At 63.0% G+C, this 19,757-nt stretch carries 19 protein-coding genes; 7 read left to right on the forward strand and 12 right to left on the reverse strand.

The window, feature by feature from the left end; all coding sequences use genetic code 11:
- Positions 1 to 14 precede the first annotated feature (14 nt).
- Positions 15 to 284, reverse strand: a complete 270-nt coding sequence (locus tag C8J47_RS18010; RefSeq protein WP_121886849.1) for a PqqD family protein — start codon at positions 282 to 284, stop codon at positions 15 to 17.
- Positions 281 to 1,234, reverse strand: coding sequence for a hypothetical protein (locus C8J47_RS18015; protein ID WP_147454361.1), 954 nt, complete (start codon positions 1,232 to 1,234; stop codon positions 281 to 283). The genes C8J47_RS18010 and C8J47_RS18015 overlap by 4 nt, the downstream gene beginning before the upstream one ends.
- Positions 1,235 to 1,399: 165 nt before the next feature.
- Between C8J47_RS18015 and C8J47_RS18020 the strand changes: the two genes are divergently transcribed.
- Positions 1,400 to 1,717 (forward strand): DUF6916 family protein, encoded by a 318-nt coding sequence (locus C8J47_RS18020; protein WP_121886851.1) that lies wholly within the window; start codon positions 1,400 to 1,402, stop codon positions 1,715 to 1,717.
- A 279-nt stretch (positions 1,718 to 1,996) separates the two neighbouring features.
- Here the strand turns inward: C8J47_RS18020 and C8J47_RS18025 are convergent, their stop codons facing one another.
- A complete protein-coding gene (locus C8J47_RS18025; RefSeq protein ID WP_121886852.1) occupies positions 1,997 to 2,584 on the reverse strand; it encodes a phage tail protein in 588 nt (195 codons plus the stop codon).
- Positions 2,585 to 2,730: 146 nt separating this feature from the next.
- Positions 2,731 to 3,966: a sulfotransferase gene (locus C8J47_RS18030; RefSeq protein WP_147454362.1), complete on the reverse strand. Its 1,236-nt coding sequence runs from the start codon at positions 3,964 to 3,966 to the stop codon at positions 2,731 to 2,733.
- 136 nt (positions 3,967 to 4,102) lie between these two features.
- Here C8J47_RS18030 and C8J47_RS18035 point away from each other — a divergent pair, with 136 nt between their 5' ends.
- Positions 4,103 to 4,738 carry an aspartyl/asparaginyl beta-hydroxylase domain-containing protein gene (locus C8J47_RS18035; RefSeq protein WP_220683402.1) on the forward strand — a complete coding sequence of 212 codons (636 nt, stop codon included), beginning with the start codon at positions 4,103 to 4,105 and terminating at the stop codon, positions 4,736 to 4,738.
- Positions 4,735 to 5,202 (forward strand): lasso peptide biosynthesis B2 protein, encoded by a 468-nt coding sequence (locus tag C8J47_RS18040; protein WP_121886854.1) that lies wholly within the window; start codon positions 4,735 to 4,737, stop codon positions 5,200 to 5,202. The genes C8J47_RS18035 and C8J47_RS18040 overlap by 4 nt, the downstream gene beginning before the upstream one ends.
- Positions 5,203 to 5,229: 27 nt before the next feature.
- Here C8J47_RS18040 and C8J47_RS18045 read toward each other — a convergent pair whose 3' ends face one another.
- From C8J47_RS18045 to C8J47_RS18085, 8 genes are all read right to left on the reverse strand, one after another.
- A complete protein-coding gene (locus C8J47_RS18045) occupies positions 5,230 to 7,008 on the reverse strand; it encodes an ABC transporter ATP-binding protein (protein WP_183129171.1) in 1,779 nt (592 codons plus the stop codon).
- Positions 7,009 to 7,478: 470 nt separating this feature from the next.
- On the reverse strand, positions 7,479 to 9,296 hold the full coding sequence (locus C8J47_RS18055; RefSeq protein ID WP_183129172.1) for a DUF3857 domain-containing protein: 1,818 nt from the start codon (positions 9,294 to 9,296) through the stop codon (positions 7,479 to 7,481).
- 428 nt (positions 9,297 to 9,724) lie between these two features.
- Complete coding sequence (locus C8J47_RS19000) at positions 9,725 to 10,213, reverse strand: hypothetical protein (protein WP_147454364.1); 489 nt, start codon at positions 10,211 to 10,213, stop codon at positions 9,725 to 9,727.
- A gap of 11 nt (positions 10,214 to 10,224) precedes the next feature.
- A complete protein-coding gene (locus tag C8J47_RS18065; protein WP_121886858.1) occupies positions 10,225 to 12,405 on the reverse strand; it encodes a peptidase domain-containing ABC transporter in 2,181 nt (726 codons plus the stop codon).
- Positions 12,402 to 13,649, reverse strand: a complete 1,248-nt coding sequence (locus tag C8J47_RS18070; protein ID WP_121886859.1) for an HlyD family secretion protein — start codon at positions 13,647 to 13,649, stop codon at positions 12,402 to 12,404. Before C8J47_RS18070 ends, C8J47_RS18065 begins: the two co-directional genes overlap by 4 nt.
- Positions 13,650 to 13,715: 66 nt before the next feature.
- Positions 13,716 to 14,018: a transcriptional regulator gene (locus C8J47_RS18075; RefSeq protein WP_259467638.1), complete on the reverse strand. Its 303-nt coding sequence runs from the start codon at positions 14,016 to 14,018 to the stop codon at positions 13,716 to 13,718.
- Positions 14,015 to 14,608: a hypothetical protein gene (locus C8J47_RS18080; RefSeq protein WP_121886861.1), complete on the reverse strand. Its 594-nt coding sequence runs from the start codon at positions 14,606 to 14,608 to the stop codon at positions 14,015 to 14,017. Before C8J47_RS18080 ends, C8J47_RS18075 begins: the two co-directional genes overlap by 4 nt.
- Before the next feature lie 249 nt (positions 14,609 to 14,857).
- Positions 14,858 to 15,409 carry a hypothetical protein gene (locus tag C8J47_RS18085; RefSeq protein WP_259467639.1) on the reverse strand — a complete coding sequence of 184 codons (552 nt, stop codon included), beginning with the start codon at positions 15,407 to 15,409 and terminating at the stop codon, positions 14,858 to 14,860.
- 319 nt (positions 15,410 to 15,728) lie between these two features.
- Here C8J47_RS18085 and C8J47_RS19290 point away from each other — a divergent pair, with 319 nt between their 5' ends.
- The 4 genes from C8J47_RS19290 to C8J47_RS19005 all read left to right on the forward strand — a co-directional run bounded on the left by C8J47_RS19290 (position 15,729) and on the right by C8J47_RS19005 (position 19,693).
- Positions 15,729 to 15,893 carry a hypothetical protein gene (locus tag C8J47_RS19290; protein WP_183129173.1) on the forward strand — a complete coding sequence of 55 codons (165 nt, stop codon included), beginning with the start codon at positions 15,729 to 15,731 and terminating at the stop codon, positions 15,891 to 15,893.
- Between the two features lie 187 nt (positions 15,894 to 16,080).
- Positions 16,081 to 16,797, forward strand: a complete 717-nt coding sequence (locus tag C8J47_RS18090; RefSeq protein ID WP_121886862.1) for a hypothetical protein — start codon at positions 16,081 to 16,083, stop codon at positions 16,795 to 16,797.
- Positions 16,798 to 17,006: 209 nt separating this feature from the next.
- Positions 17,007 to 18,434, forward strand: coding sequence for a hypothetical protein (locus C8J47_RS18095; protein WP_147454365.1), 1,428 nt, complete (start codon positions 17,007 to 17,009; stop codon positions 18,432 to 18,434).
- 635 nt (positions 18,435 to 19,069) lie between these two features.
- Positions 19,070 to 19,693: a hypothetical protein gene (locus C8J47_RS19005; protein ID WP_147454366.1), complete on the forward strand. Its 624-nt coding sequence runs from the start codon at positions 19,070 to 19,072 to the stop codon at positions 19,691 to 19,693.
- Positions 19,694 to 19,757: the final 64 nt, after the last annotated feature.

A 19,757-nucleotide genomic window follows, 5' to 3' on the forward strand; every position in this document is an offset into this window, starting at 1 on the left:
CCAGTTCGGTGCGATCAGACCGGTGCGGCGAGCTTCATGGCGTGCATCTTCGTGAGAAGCGTCGTCACCGCGGTCGTACAGTCCGCAGCGGGAACGTCGAACTGGTCGAGCAACGACGCCTCGACCGCGCTCTGCGTGTGCGGCGTCTCTAGCATGTCCCAGACCGCGTTGGCGGTCGCGTTCAGCGTCAGATAGGTGCCCGTCTCCAGGTTGATCATGACGAAGCTGTCCTCGACTTCGGTGCCCACCCATTCGTCAGTCCGCTGCCACAGTGTCTCGGTCATCGCTGTCCCTTTTCTCGCAAGCCGTTGTTATGCATGCCGGCATTGGGCATGACCATCCGTCGAATATCGTCGTCGAGCAGCGCGTCCGCATCGTGCCTGGGCCATTTCCAGATGGGAATGGTCCGCGCACACTGCGCCACATCGTGGAGCGCGCGCGGCTCGAGACCGCAGCGGCGCGGGACGCTGGCGCGGTGCCGGTTCGCCAGCAGCGCTTCGATCGCCGCGACACCGTGCAGGCGCGTGCGACCGGTCTGTGGACCGTCTTCGAGGACGACGATCGCCGCCAGCCGGGCCGAGCGACGCGCACGGTGCTCCGCGACGGGGTGAAATGCGCGCTCGGTCGTGTCTTGGGTCGCCGGGTTCGGCCCGAATTGCAGCCCCAGATGATAGCCACCGGCAAGTCCAGCGCATCGCACCTGGCCACGCTCATGGCGTACCGCGATGCTGTCGTCGGCGACCAGCGCGGCACCGCGCGCGAGGAACGCCGCGGCGAGCCGCGACTTGCCGCTGCCTGAAGCGCCTGCGATCGCCAGCGCGGCATCGTCGTCCCGGTCGTGCGGGACGATCGCCGCGGCATGCAGCATGACGTCGCCGCGCAGCCACAAGGTCGCGGGCAGCGCGGTCGCGACCAGCAGCGCTTCTACCGCCGCGTCGGGCGCCCCCACGAACGGGGTTACGGCGATCAGCGTCGGCGTGCAGCGATATTCGGCGACCGCCGGCGCGGCGAAGCACAGGTCCCCCCCGGTTTGCGACCAGATCGGCCGGGGGCTGGCGGAGACCGCGATCGCCGGCTGCCAGCCGATCGCGATGGGGTCTCCCCTGTCACGCGATGCCAACACCGCCGGTGAGGCGGCAAGCGTGCCTTGGATGCGCCGGTCGGTATCGAGTATTCGGTCGAACCCGATGCAGCGCTGGCGATCGATGCCGGCGTGAAGACCGCCGTCGGTCATGATGATCGTTTCCCTTTCGATACCGGCTCGGGGTGAGACGAAGCCGGGCGGGCCGGGTCGGTCTTTCGTAAGCTGCAGTCGGTATGAAGACAATCGGATCGACATTGGTGGCATATCCACCGGCGGGCGGTGTGATCGGGGCGGGCGCGATGCTAGGCCTGCGGAATGTCCAGCAGCGTACCGCTTTTCCGCCCAATCCATCTCGCCGAATTCGTCCCGCTGGTCGGATCCGCACTGATAGCCGATTGCGATCCGCAACCGGTCGCGCTGCACCTCGTGGAGGCGACGCCGCTGGCCAATCACGCCAAGCTCGATCGGTTGCCGTTCATCCTGATCTTCCGGTCCGCGCCGGAGGCCATGCTGACCTCGGGCACCTACGTCCTGCGCGGCGAAGGGTTCGGCCCCGACCGGATCGATATCGGGCAGATCCCGCGTCCGCTTTCCGGCGAACCGGGCCATTATTACCAGGCGGTGTTCAACTGAGCGACGGGGATTTTCGCGGCTGGGGAAGAGGCTCCGCCCGGTAGCGGTCGAGGTTCGAGGACCGTCCGTCTGGACCCGGAAAATCTCGGGATGACCGTGGTTTTCGGCACAGATAGTCGCGGCAGGGAGCCGGCCGTTCTGCGGTCCGGCCCTCAGATTACCGACCCTTAGATCACCAATAGGCGGGTAGCTGCCGGACAGCGTTCCGGCACGCTGGGGAACGCCCCGGTTGTTTTCGAAACGCCCGTTCTTCAACACCAAGCCCCGCGTATCCCGGCGCTAGTTGCGCGACGGGTAAATACCCTGGAGCGCGATCGAAAAGTTCAGCACGAGATACGGCTGCATGATCGACACCGGCTGGTTCTGGCCCGTGCTCCCGATGGTCCCCGCGACGTTCAGCCCGCCCAGCGCCACGGTCGCGCCCGCCGTACCCGCCGGGACGTAGATGAGCGGCTGGGCACCTACCCCGCTGCCGTCGACGGTCCTCGCCAGCTGCGAACCCGCAGCGGGTATCTGCGAGGTCGCCTTGATCGTGATCACGCTCAGCGCCGATCCGTTGTCGGCGAAGCTATGCGTATGCGCGGGCAACTGCGCCGACGTAAGCGTGGCCGACTCGACACCAGCAACCTGGCCTTGGACATAGTCTGCGAGACCCGGCCCTTGTCCGACATGGATGGGGGCGCGACCGCGCAGATCGGGGAGCGCAAACGTCGTCGTGCCGTTGCCGCCATAGGTCGTGCCCAGCAAGGAAAACAGCGCGGTGTTCTGGGCGATGGACATGATCTGCCCGTTGCACAAAGCATAGCCCGATGGCGCAAACGTGAATCCGAGAATGCAGATTTCGCCAACAAATGGTTCTAGGCCCATGCGACAGTCTCCCTGATTAGCGGTTACAATCGATACATTGATGCGAGGAGTCAACATCATGCAAATGACAGCGAAAATGTTGTAGAGAAATATGGTCGATTTTCGATCAAGTTTGTCGCGAAAACATTATACTGTTGCAGGGTGGGTCACGGTCTCGAGGCCTTGCGCAAGGTCTCGAGCCGGGCATGAACCGGATCGACCAGGACGCGCGCCGCTTCGATCTCGGGGGTCGCATCGCGTCGTTTCGCGGTGGTGTCGGGTGTGAAGCGCCGGTCGGGTGCCTTGGCGTCGCGCGTCGCTACCTGCATCATCGCAGCGCGCTGGCCGGCGTCGGGCACGAACCCGAAATGCGGGGCGATCCGATCGACGACCGCATCCGGCATTTCCGCATAGTCGACCAGCAGTCCGCTTCCCGACGGCGAATGATCGAGAGGCCAATGATCCAGGACGGCCTCGCCGATCCGCTTCAGCACGCACGCCGCATAGCGATCCGCGGCCATGTCCGCGCCGCCCGCGATGTCGACGATGCTCGTCGGCAACAGCCCCGGTACGGTGTGGATGCCCCGCTGCCGCTGCTGCGAGACGAGTATCTCGACCGGATCGCGGTACAGGAACACCCAGGGCGTCTCGGGGAACGCCGCGCGGAACAGCGGCAGCGCCACCGCATGCCAGCTGTCGAGCTTGAAGACGACGCGATGCGTCTGGCCCGACCGGTCGCGACCGAGCGCGGCGACGACCGCCCGCAGCGCCGCGACCTGATCGTATCGCGGCGCCTCTGATTGCAGCGCCCAGCGCACGACCGCATCGAGCGGTGCGGGTTCGGAAAGCATGACGTGGTGCGGATCGGCACCCAGCATCTGCGCGACCAGCGTCGAGCCGCATCGCGACATATGGTGGATGAAGCCGGCAGGCGCGGGGCCTGCCGCGGTATCGCTGGTGTCGACGAGCGTGGCCAGATCGGTCCGTATGCGAAACATCCGGTTGAACGGGCGGGCCGCGAACCGGCGGATCATATCCCCGTAGAAGGGCGCGTCGAGCGGCTGGGCACCGAACCAGACCCAGTCGAACGCGGGGGCGGCGCCGGTCTCCACCGCGTGGACCGGCAGCCAGCCGCGCGGGGGCCAGCGATCGAGCGTGATCGGAGCGGGCTTTGGACGCCCCATCGGCAGGATCGCGTTGCGGATCGCGTCCGCCTCGAGCGGGATGCCATGCGTCGCCGCGAGCGCGATTGCGTCGGTGATATAGCGATCGGGCCGTTCGATCGCGCCGAGCCGGGCCTGCAACGCATCGTCGGCCAGCACCAGAGTGCGGAACGCGGCGAGCGGCGGGGCGCCGATGGCCGTGTCGGCCGCCATGGCATCGCGGTTTGACATCGTGGCCACGAGCTCTCCTTCGCATGATACCGCAGCGTTTCGGGGCGCTGCCCCCCGGTATCCGTGCGGCATAGGTGCGTGACCGGCGCCGGCTTGGCATCGGCGTCGCCGCCTCTTACGCTGCGGCGATCGGAGACGGGGTATCGTGGCGGGGCTTGGTGGACAACTGCACGAATACGGCGCCGACGCTCGGTGGCCGGATCGGCTGTGCCTGCCGCTGGCGTTCGATCCGGTTGGTCTCGCCGACGACCTGACGCGGCTCGATGCCGACACCTGGACCGCGCATTTCGTGCCGCAGCATTATACCGGCGACTGGAGCGTGCTGCCGTTGCGCGTGCCGGTTGGCGTCACCCACCCGATCCTGCGGATCGCGCCCGATCCCGGCTGTCGCGACTGGGAGGATAGCGCGCTGCTCGGGTTGTGCCCGTATTTCTCACAAGTCCTCGCGGCGTTCGCCTGTCCGATCGAGGCGGTGCGGCTGATGCGGCTGGCGCCCGGATCTGCGATCAAGGCGCACCGCGATCACGACCTCGCGGCCGAACAGGGGCGCGCGCGGCTGCACATCCCGGTTGCGACCAACTCCGATGTGGATTTCCGGCTGAACGGCACACGCGTGTCGATGACGCCAGGCAGCGTCTGGTATCTGCGGCTGGCCGATCCGCATTCGGTGATCAATGCGGGCACGACCGAGCGCGTTCATCTGGTGATCGATGCGATCGTCGATCGCTGGCTCGAAGACCTGCTGGATCGGGCCAAGACCGGGGGGCCGCTATCGCGATGACCCTCGGGAGTGGCAGGGCGCTACGCAAGCTCGGGACTGCAGCGCGGATGCGTCGTGCCGACCGACGCCTGGTGGTCGAGGCGATGGCGGCGCTGCTGACGGCGCGTCTGCGCAGCCTGTTGCCGTTCCGGGTTCTCGCCCGGCATCTGGGCGGCATGGTCCCGTCACGATCCCCCGCCCCCCCTGCCCCGCTGTCTCCCGACGAGGAGACCAGCGTGTTCGCGGTCCGCTGGGCGATCGGTGCGGTGGCGCCGTGGCTGCCGTTCCGCACGCAGTGCCTGCAGCAGGCGATCGCCGCGCGCGCGATGCTGGCGCGCCGCGGGATCGGCAGCGTCCTGCATCTCGGCGTCGGCGACCCGACGGGGACCAAGCTGGTGGCGCATGCCTGGCTCGACGCCGGTCGGTTGCAGGTCACCGGCTATCCGGTCGATCCGGGGCTGGCCGAGGTCGGTCGCTTTACGTGAAGATCCGGTGCCTGATCTGCGTAGGGTTCAGTCCGGTGCGGTGGCGTGGATCTCGGTCGGCCTGAAGGCCTCTAGCGCAATCACGCGGTCGCAGGCGCGCAGCGTCTCCTCGCGGTGCGCGACGATCAGGATCGTCGTGCGCGGCAGTGCCCGCCGCAGATTGGCGATCACCGCCTGTTCGGTCGCGACGTCGATCGCGTTGGTCGCCTCGTCGAGGATCAGCAGGTCGGGATCGCGCAGGATCGCGCGGGCGAGCGCGATCCGCTGGCGTTCGCCGCCCGACAGCCGCGTGCCGCGCTCGTCGACCCGGGTCTCGAGCCCGTCTGGCATTGCCGCGACCATGTCGGCCGCGCCCGCCTGCGCCAGCGCCTGCCAGAGATTGGCGTCGGCGCGCACGGCGCTGCCCCAAGTCAGGTTGCGTCGCAGGCTGTCGTTGATGAGGTAGGAATCCTGCGGCACATAAGCGAGCCGACGCCGCCAGCCGGCCAGCGTGGCAGGGGCCAGCACCGCGTCGCCGATCATGATCCGTCCCGCGGTCGGTTCGAGCAGGCCGGTCAGCAGATCGACGACGCTGGTCTTGCCGGTGCCCGACGGGCCGGACAGCCCGGCCATCTCGCCGACGCCGATCGTGAAATCGAGCCCGGTGAAGACCGGCGCGGCCGCATCCGGATAGCGGAACGCCACCTGCTCGAAGCGCAGCGGTCCGTGACGCACCGACCCCATCGTGGCATCGCGCGAGGCCGTCACGGGATCGCCGAGATCGGCCTTCAGCGCGCGCAACGCGGTGAAGGCGGGCAGGACACCGAACAATTGCTGCGTGCTCTGCTGCAGCGACCGGACCGGGCCGCTCATCCGCACCAGCACGACCAGCGCTGCGAGCAGGGTCACCGTCGGTACGCCCATCAGCACGGCGCCGAAGATCAGGGCCGCACCGACCAGCGAGGCCACGCTCGCCGACGCGATCGATACGCGCGACTGGAAGCGGCGCTGCGCATCGAGCTGGGCGCGGAGGTGGCCGCTCTCCTGCGCGATCTGCGCGACGAACGCGTCGGCCATGTCGTGCGCGATCGCGATCTTGAGCCCGCCGAGGAACTGCGCGGCCTCGCCGGCGATGCGGAACGCGAACCGCGCGCTCGACGTGCCGACGGTCGCCGCACGACGCGACAGCGGCACCAGCAGCGCCAGACCGAGCAGCGCGAGACCGATCGTCAGCAGCGCGATGACCGGCGACAGCAGCAGCATCAGGATCGCCTGCGTCACGAGCATGATCGCCGCCATCATGATCGTCAGCAGCATCGAACAGGCGAGCGCAAGCCGGGCGATCTCGCTCGACAGGATATGGCCGATCCGTGCATGCCGCAGCCGCGCCAGCGCCGACCAGCGCGCCCGCGCCAGATCGGTGACCAGCATCAGCCGGCGATGATCGACGAACCCCAGCGTCAGGTCGGAGACCAGCCGGTCGCGCGTCGCCAGCACCACCGCGCGGAGACCGACCAGCAGGCAGAAGACCAGCAGCACCGCGGCCAGCTGCGCCAGTTGCGAGACGAGCCCGACCGACGCCAGCGCCTCGACCATCATCGCCCGCCAGTGTCCGCCGGTCTGCGGCGCGAGCAACGAGAAGATCGGCACGAGCAGCGCGAGCCCGACGCCTTCGAGCACCCCGCCCGCGAGCATGAGCGCGACCGCCGCAGCCAGCCGGCGTCCGCCATGGCGGACGAAGTCGCCGACCAGCGCGCGGACGTCGGCGATCAGCGACGCCCTGGACTCGGGCTCCGGCCCGGCGACACCACCGGCTGTCCTCCCCACCGGGGTCACCCGACGAGACTCTGGCGTGCGACCTGTTGGCGGAAAAAGCGCATGGTGCAGCATGCGGGTCCGGCGCCCCGCGAGCAAGCGCGCGCCGTCCTGCGGTCTAAGCGCGGATCGGCATTCAGCGTTTTGGGATCGCACCAGTGCCAATTTGCTCCGTCACCCCGGGCTGGCTCGGCGCTTGTCCCCGTCAAATATGTAACCGTCATCGTGGCGGCCCGAGGCGAGGTCCTCATGGATGCGCGACGGATCGATACCCGCCGCGAGCAGCGCATCGCGCCGCGGTTCCAGCGTTGCGTGCCGTCCGACTGGGACACTCGGATATAGCGGATGAGCAATGCGTACCCCGCCAGAAAAGACCACCGATATGGTGTAAGATGGCGCTGGTTTTCACAGCGGGTTTGGCTGTTTTGGGGCTCCGGAGGCGGCACCGCCCGCAACCGGAAAACCGTTCGTTTTTCTTGTGGTCAGGATGACGTCTTCACATTGGCTCGCCGCAAGTAGACGTGCTGGTGTGAGAGCAGCCGCAGTTGCTGTTGAGCGGCAGGCGCATCCTTGGCCGGAAACTCCGGGGCGACGCCTTTCCGGCTGACGGCAAGGTTAACAATGCCATCGACAAGACCGCCTTTCCGATGTGTGGCTAGACCTGCGATGGTGCGATCGAAGGTCAGCGGGTCTAGAGCGAAGCCGCGCCCCTTGTCGGGAAGGACGATCGTCTCGCGGGTTTCCTCATAATAGGGGAAGGCCAGCATGAACGGCGCATCGGCATCGGGGCCGGGCTCCCGCGTGAAATCCACGGATGCTCCCAGTTGCATGTTCGCGAGTTCGAGCGCCCCATCCTGCCAGTCCAGCGTTGCCGCTCCGTCGAGCGTCAGCGTTTCCATACCGGTCGCGGGATCGAAGCGCGCGGCTACGGTCGTAGGGGTGATATAGTCGTAGCTCTTGCGCCATACGGCTCGCAGCGTTCGGTCCCTCGCATCCGGTGTCAGCGCATCGAGTTGCCGATGCATTCCGATCGCACCATCCCCGCGGACGACGAACTCGGCATGGACTGGAACCGGTTTGTCGACGCCCGCTGACGCATCGAGCTTCAACGTCGTGACGCCGAGCGGCCGCATCGGCGGATCGGGCATCATCGGCACCAGTGCGGCACCGGCGGACTGGATCGGCAGCCCCCAGCGGAAGGCCGGCGTCTGGATATCGGCCAAATGGCGATCGCCCATCCGTGTACCGTCCAGCCAATAAACCCGGCCGGCGATCGTCGCGCGGACGAGAACGTGGTTGAACACGCCCGCAGCGGGTAGATAGCGAGGGATCGCGTCGCCGAAGCCCGTGGCGTTGACAAAGACAGGTTGCGCCTCGATGCCCAGCGCACGAAGCAAGGCCAACAGGAGCACCGTCTTGCCCTTGCAGTCGCCGTAGCGGCGCTGCCATGTGTCCTCGGCTGCGGCGGGAACATAGCCGCCATCGTTCAATCCGACGAAGAGATAACGGACCTGATCCTGGACCAACGCCAGCGCGGCCTCCGCACGCTTGACCGGGTCGGAGGTAGTGGATGCGATCTTCGCCGCCTGCGCGGACACCCCGCTGCCGGGAGCGAGCATCGCCGACTTCGCGTAAAGCGGCGCCATCAGCGTTGCGATCTCCGCCCAGTCCTTCCAATCGGATAGCTGTAGAGCATTGGCTTGACGGAACCGAGGCGGGGCATCCTTCGGCAGAACAGGTTCGCGCAGATTGGGGGCTGTCATCGACAACGTCACATTCGTTCCCGTCGATGTCTGTCCAGGCATGGGAAGGCCGGACATGGCACGCCATTGGATCGGCATCGTTTTCGCCCATTGGGCATAGAGACGGGTGTCGATCGTGGTCGGGTGGAAGTTCCATACCGCTTCGACATGTTTACCAAGTGCTGGATCACGATGACGCCTGGACGCCGCGATCTCTACGATGTCACCTACCTGGAGGCCGGTAATCTGAAGGGAAGCAGTCAGCCGCCCATCGATAGCAGCGCGTTCGAGATTGGTTTCGCGGTGGAGAACGGTGAAATGTTGTGTCTTAAGGACGTCGATGACTTGGTCGGCCCGAATAATGTGGACACGGTGGATGGCGAGACTGTCGGTATCGGGATTCCAACTCAAGGAGATATTAGCAGTCTTCATGAGGCCGTCGGGCGTCAGAACCTTCGTCGCATCATCCCAGTAAAGTGTGGTTACGCCGTCTGGATCAAACCATGCCTGATTGTCACGCAGTAGCATCCGGGTTCCGGAGGTAGAACGTTCATTCATAACTGTCGGAATAACATGGCTGACTGCCCAGGCCGGAGGCGATGCTATGATCATTGTATCTGCCGCATGACATTCGCTAGAAAGCATAGAAATTGCGCAGAAAAGCAAAAATCCACGACCTGAGGTCATTAAAAACTCCTCGAAAGCGATTTTATATTAACTTTTTAAAGTTTTACATATTATTACGAGGTCCTTTCAGGCCTGCTCTAACAGTTTGCCCAAAAACTGAACCAAGAAATATGAATAATGTGTATTCGAAAACCCGGAATGTATCAGAATAGCTTACTACATTAGTGCGAATTAATGCCGAATATCCCAGAAAATATATCAGAGAAACGCCAAGCGGCTTGACTAAAAAATTATTTAGTTTTTTCATGTGAGCTCGTTTCTGCCGGCCTTGCCTTATTAGGCAAGGCCGGCTTTTAGCGTTAGGGGATCTGCAATGCGGGATATCCGTTGCCGTAACGCGCCGTTCCATTCTGAATGGCTAAATCTCGCTGATATATGTAATCAAACTTCTGCTGAACAATGCTCTGCGACGATTTATCCGTGACGATTGAGGTCCCCAATGCAACACCGGCGCTTGCCGCATACCCCAAACCACCCGCAACACCAGCTAATGCAACCCCCGTATTGATAGTATGCATTTCTACCGAAGCCATGTCCTGTGCTTCTTGGTTCATCTGATCAATTTGTGACTTGGAGAATGGTGCGGTAACAACGATATCCTGGCCGCTGCCGTCATCTTGCCCACCCGTATTTGCGCCATAGCCGGATTCTGTCGCATCATAGCTGCCGCCATCGTCAAAACCACCGTCACCACCGCCGCCCCCGCTATCATCATCAAAGCTATCGGCATCTTCAAACATTCCGCCCGAAACAAAGGCAACTTCTTCAAGACTCAGGGCACGTAGCATATCAATTTACCTTATAATGAATGCGTGATTAAAACAGGCAATGAGCTGACGGTTGTTATCCCACGGCTTTCCCCTTCTTTGAGTGGTTCAATGAAACTTATCCGCCCATCCTTCATGGCGACCTGTCGGTCGGCGGTGGCGATGGTGCTTGGACGGTGTGCGACAATGATGCAGGCGACGCCCTGCGTTTTGAGCGACGCATTGACCTTCGCTTCGTTCTCCGCATCGAGATGCGCGGTCGCCTCGTCCATCACGAGAAGCTGCGGTTTGCGGTAAAGGGCTCGGGCCAACAGCACACGCTGCTTCTGGCCGCCCGAGAGTGCCGAGCCCATGTCGCCGACCAGCGATTCATACGCCATCGGCATCGCCATGATGTCGTCATGGATGATCGCGAGTCTTGCTGCTTCCTCGACGCGTTCCTGGTCGATCTGCGGATCGAAGAACGCGATGTTCTCCGCGATCGAACCGGCGAACAGCGTATCGTCCTGCATCACCGATCCGACCCGCTCGCGGTACGATGCCATGCCGGCGCGCGTCAGTACCTTGCCGTTGACGAGGATCTTGCCCTCGGTCGGATGCAGCAGGCCGAGCAGCAATTTTAGCAGCGTCGTCTTGCCGCCGCCCGAGGCACCGGTGATCGCCAGCGTCTCGCCCGGCTCGATCACCAGATCGACGCCGGCCAGCACGTCATGCTCGCCCGGGCCATAGGCGAAATACACATCGCGCAGTTCGATGCTCTCGATCGGGCCGACCGGGTTGCCGAGCGAGGCGGCTGGCTCGGGCGGGGTCAATGCGATGTCGCCGATCCGGCCGAGCTGCACATCGAGCATCCGATAATCGGCCAGCTTGCCGACGACGTTAAGGCTCGCCGACAGGAACTGCTGCTTGTACGCGCCGAACGCGGTGATCATCCCGATCGTGAACCCGCCGGCGAGGTTCAGCCGGATCGCGATGTAGACGAACAGGATGTTCTCGATCGCGATCACGGTCGTGTTGGCGGTCGAGAACACGGCCTGCAATCGGGCGATACCGACGCTCGCGTTGACGACCGAGGCGCGACGCGCCTGCCACACGCGAAGTCGGTCCTGCTCGCGGCCGAACAGCCGGATCGGCGTGATGCCTCGGATCGTTTCGATCAACACCGCCTGCTCGCGGGCCTGCGCCTGAATGACGCTGACACTGCGCATCCGGAGCACCCCGAAATAGGACCAGCGGATCAGGATATAGAGGAGCAGGCCGATGATCGTCACGCCGGTCAGCATCGGCGAGTAGACAAGCATCAAAGCCAGCGTGACGATCGTCATGATTCCGTCGACGACAGCTTGGACCAGACCATTGCCAAGCAGTTCGGTGATCGGCTGCGAGGCGTTGAAGCGAGTGAGCACGTCGCCGACGGAGCGCTTCTGGAACCAGCCGATCGGCAACCGCACCATGTGGCGAAACAGGTTCGAGACGAGCCGATAGCCGAGTTCGTTCGACAGCCCGACGATCGCCCAGCTGCGCACGAACGTCGTCACCTGCGACAATATGGCGATCGTACCGAAGCCGATCGCCAGTGCCGTTAGAAAGTCGAGATCATGCGACGGGATGACGCTGTCCAGCCCGATCTGCATGTAGAAAGGAGCGGCGAGCGCGAATACTTCGATCAGCAGCGATAGCAGCAGGACGCGTCCAAGCGCACCGCCAAGTCCTGGCGCGCGACTCCAGAGCTGCCACAGCGACAGCTTCGATCGCTCACGCTTGCGCTGGAAAGCCAGCGACGGTGTCGCCTCCACCACCACGCCAGTGAAGTGCGCTGACATGTCCGCCGCGCTGACCGTCCGCTCGCCGTTGGCCGGATCGTTGATGACGAAGCGTCGGGCATCGCCGCGCCCCTTGATGCGGGTCAGCACGACGAAGTGGTTGAAACCCCAGTGCAGGATCGACGGCAGCGTGAGGTCGTCGAAATCGGTCGGGTCACAGCGAAGCGGGCGTGCATCGAGCTTGAGCTGCTCGGCGATGCGCAGCAGCGTCGTTAGGGTCATGCCCTTGATGCTGACCCCGAACCGCGCCCTGAGCGCCAGGAGATCAACCTCGTGGCCGTGTCGGGAGGCGATCATCGCCAGACAGGCAAGGCCGCATTCCGCCGCCTCGTCCTGATGAATCATCGGTGTGCGGCCACGCCGTGACAGGGCGAGGACGACGTCGCTCACGCGCGCGCTTCCGCCGCATGGATCGGCTCGAGTATCCAGTCGAGGAACGATCGTCGGTCGAGGATCACGTCGGCGCTCAGCGTCATGCCCGGCTCAAGCGGGAGCACCTCGCCGAATGCGTCAATCAATTGCCGGTCGAGCGCGACATGCACTTCGTAGACCGGATCCTGCAGTTTGATCGGCGCGTCGACCTCATCGGGGGCCAAGACCGAGTGCGAGATCCGCACGATATGGCCGGTGAACGTGCCGAAGCGCTGATAGGGAAAGGCGTCGTACATCAACCGTACCGGCTGGCCGACCCGCGCCATGCCGATCGCGCGCGACGGCGCATACAGCGTTGCCTGCATCACCGACCCTTGCGGCACGATGGTGAAAAGGGGCTGGCGCCCATCGGTGCTGCGTCCTGCCGTTGCCTGCACGGACGTGACCCGGCCGGCGATCGGCGCGGTGATGGTGAAGGCGCGAGCGCCCTGGATGTCGATGCGACGCTGGTCGAGCGTATCGAGGCTGTTGTGGAGATCCGCGACCTTGCCGGCGTGGTCGGACGGCAGTTTGCCGAGATCGGCCTCGGCCTCGCTGCGACGTTCGTCGAGCTGCGCAATCTGCTGGATCAAGGCCTGAAGCTGCGTCGAGGCGGCGAGCCAAACCTGTCGGCGTTGCTCATATTCGGTCCGCGTTTCGAAACCCTTGTCGACCAGCGCGGTCATCGCGTCGAACGACTGGCGGGTGGACGCGACTGCCTGCTTCTGAAGATCGGTCTGGGATGTCATCTGGGCGCGTTCGGCGCCGAGATCGCCGATCAGGCGCGTCAGCCGAGCCCGCTCCTTGCCGGCGCGATCATCCTCGTACCCCAGTTCGCGTGCCGTCAGCTGCGCTTGTTCGGCAACGGACGCCAGACGTTCGGTATCGGGCGATGCGCCGCCTTCAAGGTTCTGCTCGGTGCGGATCGTTGCGATCGGCTGCCCTTGCCGAACGATGTCGCCGTCTTTCACGCCGAGCCACACGAGCTGACCTGGCTTGTCGGCATAGACCTTCGACAACATGCCTTCGGGCGTCAGCGAGCCGCTCACGGTTTCGGTGCGCGAATAATGGCCAAGCACGGCCCACAAAACGATTGCGATGGTTATGACCGTCAGCAGACCGGTCGTGACCGACAACGGCAGCGAGCGTGTCAGCGTGACTTCGCCCTCCAGACGCTGTCTTCGATGGTCCAGTGCTTCAGGCCGGAATAACGAAGACGACATCGACGTACAGCCTTCCCGAATCAACGCTCAGGAGAAGCTAATTCAGACCGGTCTGATTCACAAACCTTATGTAGAAAGCTGATCCAGAATAGATCTAAAAGTAGCGAGGTAGTTCGCAAAAGCTTGTTCGCCGGCTTGTGTCATCTGCACCGTGGTGCGCGTCTTCCGGGCAACGAAGGCCTTGTCGATGCTCACATATCCGGCTGCCTCGAGTCTCGACAAATGGCTGGACAGGTTGCCTTTCGTGGTTCGGGTCATTTCAGTGAGCGTCATGAAGTCCGCACTACCCGCGGTGCTGAGATAGGCCAGGACTGCGAGACGGACACGACCGTGTACCGTCTCGTCGATCTGCTCGAGAGAAGCGTTCAAGCCTTCCATTCTTCACGAAGCAAAAGGAGGCCGGGGACGATTTGCAACACGACTGCGGCGAACGCCAAAAGGAGCAGAAGGGGCATGTCAGCGACGACGGACAGCAGGATAAACGCAACGATCATCCAGCTGACGCCAATGTACGAGAACGCCTTCCGGTTTGCCAGTTCGCCTGTAGCCATCGCTGCAACTGCAAGGATGAGCGCGGTAGCCGCCTCGGACTCGGATTGCAGACTTGATCGATGAAGCTCCTCGCCGACGTTGAAGACAATGATCGCGGCCCCCGCAACAACCCAGACGCGGTGTATTGCGCGTGACCGCCAGGTCACTGCCCTGCTGTCCGAGCGGGCCAGCCTTATCGCAAACAGGCTGGCGAGATAGGCCAGAAGGACCGGTACGATCCACGCCGCGACGGTGTAGACCGAATGTCGCGACAGCCGCTCTGCCAAGGCGGCGGTAACGATCGCCGCCCCCCAGATGAGCATGATCGGACCGGTGTTCACGATGCTGGAGCGACCACGATGCGCCATTTCGCTGAGCTCTCTCAGCTGCTCCGTCGCATCCGACTTCAATCTGCCCTGATCGGCCATGCCTGTCTCGTCACCCTGTTACCAAAGCTCGTACCATACGACATGTCCTCATGACGATGACCGGGCATCGGGTCACTCCCTACTTCATTCGCGCGATCCACCTTCCGCCATCGAATGAGGCACGGATCTACCATCGTGCACGAGCGGATCGGCAATGTGCGTCCGTCTTACCGATCGTGGTTTGCGCCTCACGGAATGTGCGTCGAGCGACGCTATCCGTTTCAGCTACTGTGCGCCGGAAACCCATCTTTATTGCGCGTCTGGGCGATCATCATTGCAAGCCACTACAGATACTGACGCCGGCGCCCCCCCGCCCCCCCCGCCCTCTCGCGTTGGGCATCGGGCGTTGCGCGCCGGACGTCGGGCGATCCGTGCGTGCGTCAGGCGGGGATCCTCGTAGAGGTCGCGCAGCGCGCACAGGCGGAAGACGTTCCACCAGCGTTGCCAGCGATGTTCGGCCGCGTCGTGGAGCATGTGGCATCGCTGGCAAAGCGCGGCGAGGTTGGCTGGCATGTTGTGGCCCGGATCATGGTCGAGATGCGCGCAGGCGAGCACCACATAGGTCGTCCGGACGCTGCCCAGCTCGAAGCGATCGCGCACCGCGACCCGCCGTCCGCGCGCCGACCGCCAGTAGGCCGCATCGCCGTCCCACCAGCGTCCGTCGCCAAGATGTGCGACGAACCGCCGATGCGGTCGCGCACACTGCTCGCACCGCGCGCCGGCGCGGTCGAAGCGGATCGCCTGCGACAGTTGCGGCCAGTCGATCGGATAGAGCCAGCGGTTTTCGGGGCGGATCGGCATCGTGATTCTATGAGTCACCGCCGAGTCGAAGGAAAGCGAAATCTTCGCCTTTCGTTTCCCTCTTGTACCGGACGTGTTCGAGGCGCCAGACGGGCAATCCGAAACGGAAAAACTTTTGCCGTGTATAAGTGTCGACATGGTTGATCCGCTCATATCGGGGGCGCTGAGATCAAGGTCCCAACCGGTCATGCCACGAGGATCGATTCCACTAAGAATACCGCGCATCACTCAATCGCTAAGTCACACAGAAGCTTGTGAAATCAAGTGGAACAGCGCGGCGCGGGAGAACTGGTGGTGAAATATTAGGGGATTTCCTACGATGGATTATCAAACGACCTCGTCTAAAAATATGGACATCGAAAGCTCTGTCGATACAGCAGGCCGTGGCAATCAGCGATTTCGTAGAACAGGGATGAATGATGAAACCCAATTGGCCATGTACGATGATACCGATTGTGTTTTTGCTAGCATCCTGTGGCGGTGATTCCGGAGACAGCACGCAACCTGCGCCAATCTCGACGCCTTCGCCAACGCCGACTCCTACCCCGGCGCCCTCACCTACACCAACGCCATCCTCGCCGACGTATCTGTCGGCGTCGGATTTCAGCCGCGATCGGAGCTTTTCCGGCATAGGTCTTCGGATCGGTGTCGATCGAAGCAACGGCACGGCAGTGACCGATGTCCGACTTGATCCCGAGGGAACGGCGATCGGTTTCGACTTTACCGCATCGTCGCGAACCTATGTAGCTCGCTATAACAGCGACACTATTACGGCCGTTACGCAGGGTGTGGCGACCGAGCCGCCGTACGATAAGTTCAGTGGTCCTAACAGCAGCTTTTCCCGTTCACCGTTCGCACTTGCCGCAAGCGCGACTGGTGTACTGATCGGGTCGACGTATTTCGGTTATGTCGACTGGTCTGACAATAATGGCACCGGCGCCGGGGATTTTGGTACCCGATCCGCCACCCGAAGGCTCCTGTTCGGTGCGCGAACGGTCATGAGCGATCTTCCCACATCGTCTGTCGCGGCTTTTATGGGCCAATCGACCATGACCGGACCGGGTGGCGGAAGTGGTGGCACCGCCTCGATCACCGTGGATTATGCGGCGCGAACGATCGCAGGTGCGACCGTGTTTAGTCCGGCATCGACGGGCGGTACGGGTTCGTCCGGTGGCCCCGCGCCAACCCCGGAACCCATCACGTTTTCGGGCACCCTGGATCCATCAACCGGTCGCTTGACGGGCGTGATCACCCATACCGCGTCGGGGGCGACGGGAAAGTTCGAAGGTGCGTTATACGGCCCACATGGCGTCGAGATCGCTATGGTATTCACGATGAGTGCGGTGGACGGCACCCGATATTCCGGCCTTATCGGTGGACGTAACTGAACCGGAAAGACTGTTCGATCCACGCCGTATGCCATCCGTTCACGCCCTGAGCGCAAATCGCATTCGCATGTCTTGATACTCCTTAGCGTATCAAGACATGCGAGGGCAGTGTGAGGCGGCGAGCGGCTGGACGTGCAGGTCGACAGTCACGCGCGGTGGGCCGACCATAGCCTAATCGGGTCTTAATCATCTTCTCCTACGGTTGAGATGTGCGCGACCGTCTTTACGCCCCTGCCCTGTTGACTATCGTGTTGCTGGGTCTCTGCTTGCGGATCTGGTCGGCACGCGGCGGGCTGTGGGTCGACGAGGCATGGTCGGCGGTCTTTGCGGCGCGCGCTGGAACGCCGCTTGGCGTGTTCCTCGAGATCAACCACGACAACAATCACCATTTCAACAGCCTGTGGATGCAGATGTGGGGCCTTGGCGCGTCGCCGCTCGCGCTGCGCAGTCTGTCGATCGCGACCGGTACGCTTACCATCTTCGTCGCCGGCGCAATCGGTGCCCGGCAGGGTGTCGTCCATGCGCTGGTCGCTGCGCTCCTTTTCGCAGTCTCACCGATCCTCGTAAATTACGGATCCGAGGCACGCGGCTATGCGCCGATGCTGCTCGCCGCGATGATGATGATCTGGCGCGTCGCCTGGGTGCTCGACGACCCGCGGCGCAGATCGTCGCGGACGGCCTGGGGCCTCGGCGGGCTGGCTTTGCTGGGGCTGTTCTCGCAACTGACGATGCTGTTCTTCGTCCTGGCCATCGTTGCCTGGACCGTGTGGGTGACGGCGCGACGGATGCCGATTGACGCGGCGCTCGGCTCGACCATCCGGCTGTTGTTGCCTAGCCTCGGCGCCTGTCTCCTCGCGGTCGGGACGACGTTCGGTGCTGCCGCCTTGAGCACGACCGGTATGCAGGTCGGCGATTACAGCGGTTTTTCGCGGGCGGTCTGGGCCACTGCAATGACGACGATGGTGAGTTCGACGCTCGGCTTGCCCGATGCAGAGCGATGGATCGTGATGGTGCCAAGTGTCGTCGTCGTATGGCTCGGCCTTCGTGCCCGCAACCGCCGATCGATCATCGGGCCGTTCGCGATCGTCGCGAGCATCTTTCCGTTGCTCTTCCCACTGTTGGAGATCGGCAACAGCGGCTTTCCACGCTATTTTTTGCTGACCGCGGTCGCCATCCTGCTACTCGCCGCCGACGGTATCGCATACGCGTTTGTCCAGCCACGCGGTGCCAGTCGGTGGAATGGGTGTCGATGGGGCGGGGTGTGGGCGATGCTAGGTCTCGGGGCGATCGTCGTCGCCAGCCTTTGCGACGATCTCGCGCAAGCGGCGCTTCGCCGCGGCGATCCCGGAGCAGCGATCGCGACCATGGCGGCGCGTGCGCCACGCGGGACCAGTGTGATGGTCGATCATCTGCGTCCCGTCGCTGTGCTGCGTGTCGCTGCGGCCGAGGCGCGCTATCCGCTGGCGATCGGTGGCGGCTGTCCTGCACGGCGCTTTCTGCAGGTTGATCTGAGCATGCACGAGAGGGCGTTCCCGACGACCGTTCGATGTGGCCGACGCTATCGCCGTCTCGTCGTTCGCCGCAGCGCCCGCCTGTCGGGGGTGGATTGGGCGCTGTACGAAAGAGCGGGTTCGTAGATTTAAGACGGGAGACCAGCGGCGACAGCGGCAAGCGGGGTGGTGTCCCGACGCATGTGGCCGACAAGTGAAGGCGCTGGAACGCGATGTCCCGCGAGCTGTGGCAGGCCAACGAATGATCTTCCCTGGGTTTGACGGATGCCAATGATAGGTTCTGCGGAGCCGGGAGATGTATGATGGCAAGTACGACGAGACGTCGGTTCGTTGACACGCTCAAACGCGCGGCGATCTATGGGCGGGGCCTTTGGCGCAGCTTGGAGGCGGTCAGATACGCCACGCTCGATTGGGCCGACTGGTCAATTACCGACGACTGCTGAAGCCATAGGCAATATCCTATCAGCCAACGCCAGAGATCGATATTATACTGCTGCGGAAAAGTTTGATACGGCGGTGCGAATCACAAACAACGGCTTCCGGTAAATTCGGACTGTTCGGTCCAAGTTTAGAGTGTGACGCGGTTTTTTTGCTGATAAAATAGATAGATAGAGCCAAAAACTATGTTCAACGCCAGCTTCAACTGTAACGTGTGCGACGCGGCCAACATTTTCAGCCCGCCTGGCGATTGGCGTGAATCGCCATCATGCACCACATGCGGCTCATCCGTAAGAACGCGGCAACTCGTATATTGTCTGACTATGCGTTTGTTTGGAGAGGGGCGGACGCTTCCCACATTACGAGCAAATGAAATACGCGGCATTGGTCTTAGTGATTCGGAGATTTTAGCAAGTCGTTTGGTCGAATCATTCGATTATATAAATACATTTTATCATGCCGAACCTAAACTAGACATCTGCAATCCCGGTGCGGCATGGATTGGCAAGAATGACTTTCTTATCTCTAGCGACGTTTTCGAGCATGTCCCCTCGCCGGTGCAGAGCGCGTTTGATGGCGCGTTCGCCGTATTGTCGCCTGGCGCAATCTTTGTGCTGACGGTGCCCTTCGACCAACGCTCTGCTACGACAGAGCATTTTCCCAATGCGAAACACTTCAGATTGGTCGATTTTGACGACGAGTGGTTGCTGGTCGGGAAAACCGATGCAGGGACTTACGAAGTCCATAAGGATTTAATTTTCCACGGAGGACCTGGGACTACCGTGGAGATGCGCTTCTTCTCCCGTCAGGCGGTAATTGCTCATTTGGAGGCCGCGGGCTTCATCGATGTCCAGGTGCATGATCAGGCAGTGCCCGAATACGGCATATTTCCACCACACCATGAAGGGCTCCCTATCACGGCGCGAAAGCCGTCGCTGAACGCTTGAGGCAGCAATGGCGCACGATTGACACAGCTGGCAGTTCACCGGCTTTTACCCGGTCGCGCAATTC

It is taken from the genome of Sphingomonas sp. PP-F2F-G114-C0414 (assembly GCF_003688595.1).
GTDB lineage: Bacteria > Pseudomonadota > Alphaproteobacteria > Sphingomonadales > Sphingomonadaceae > Sphingomonas.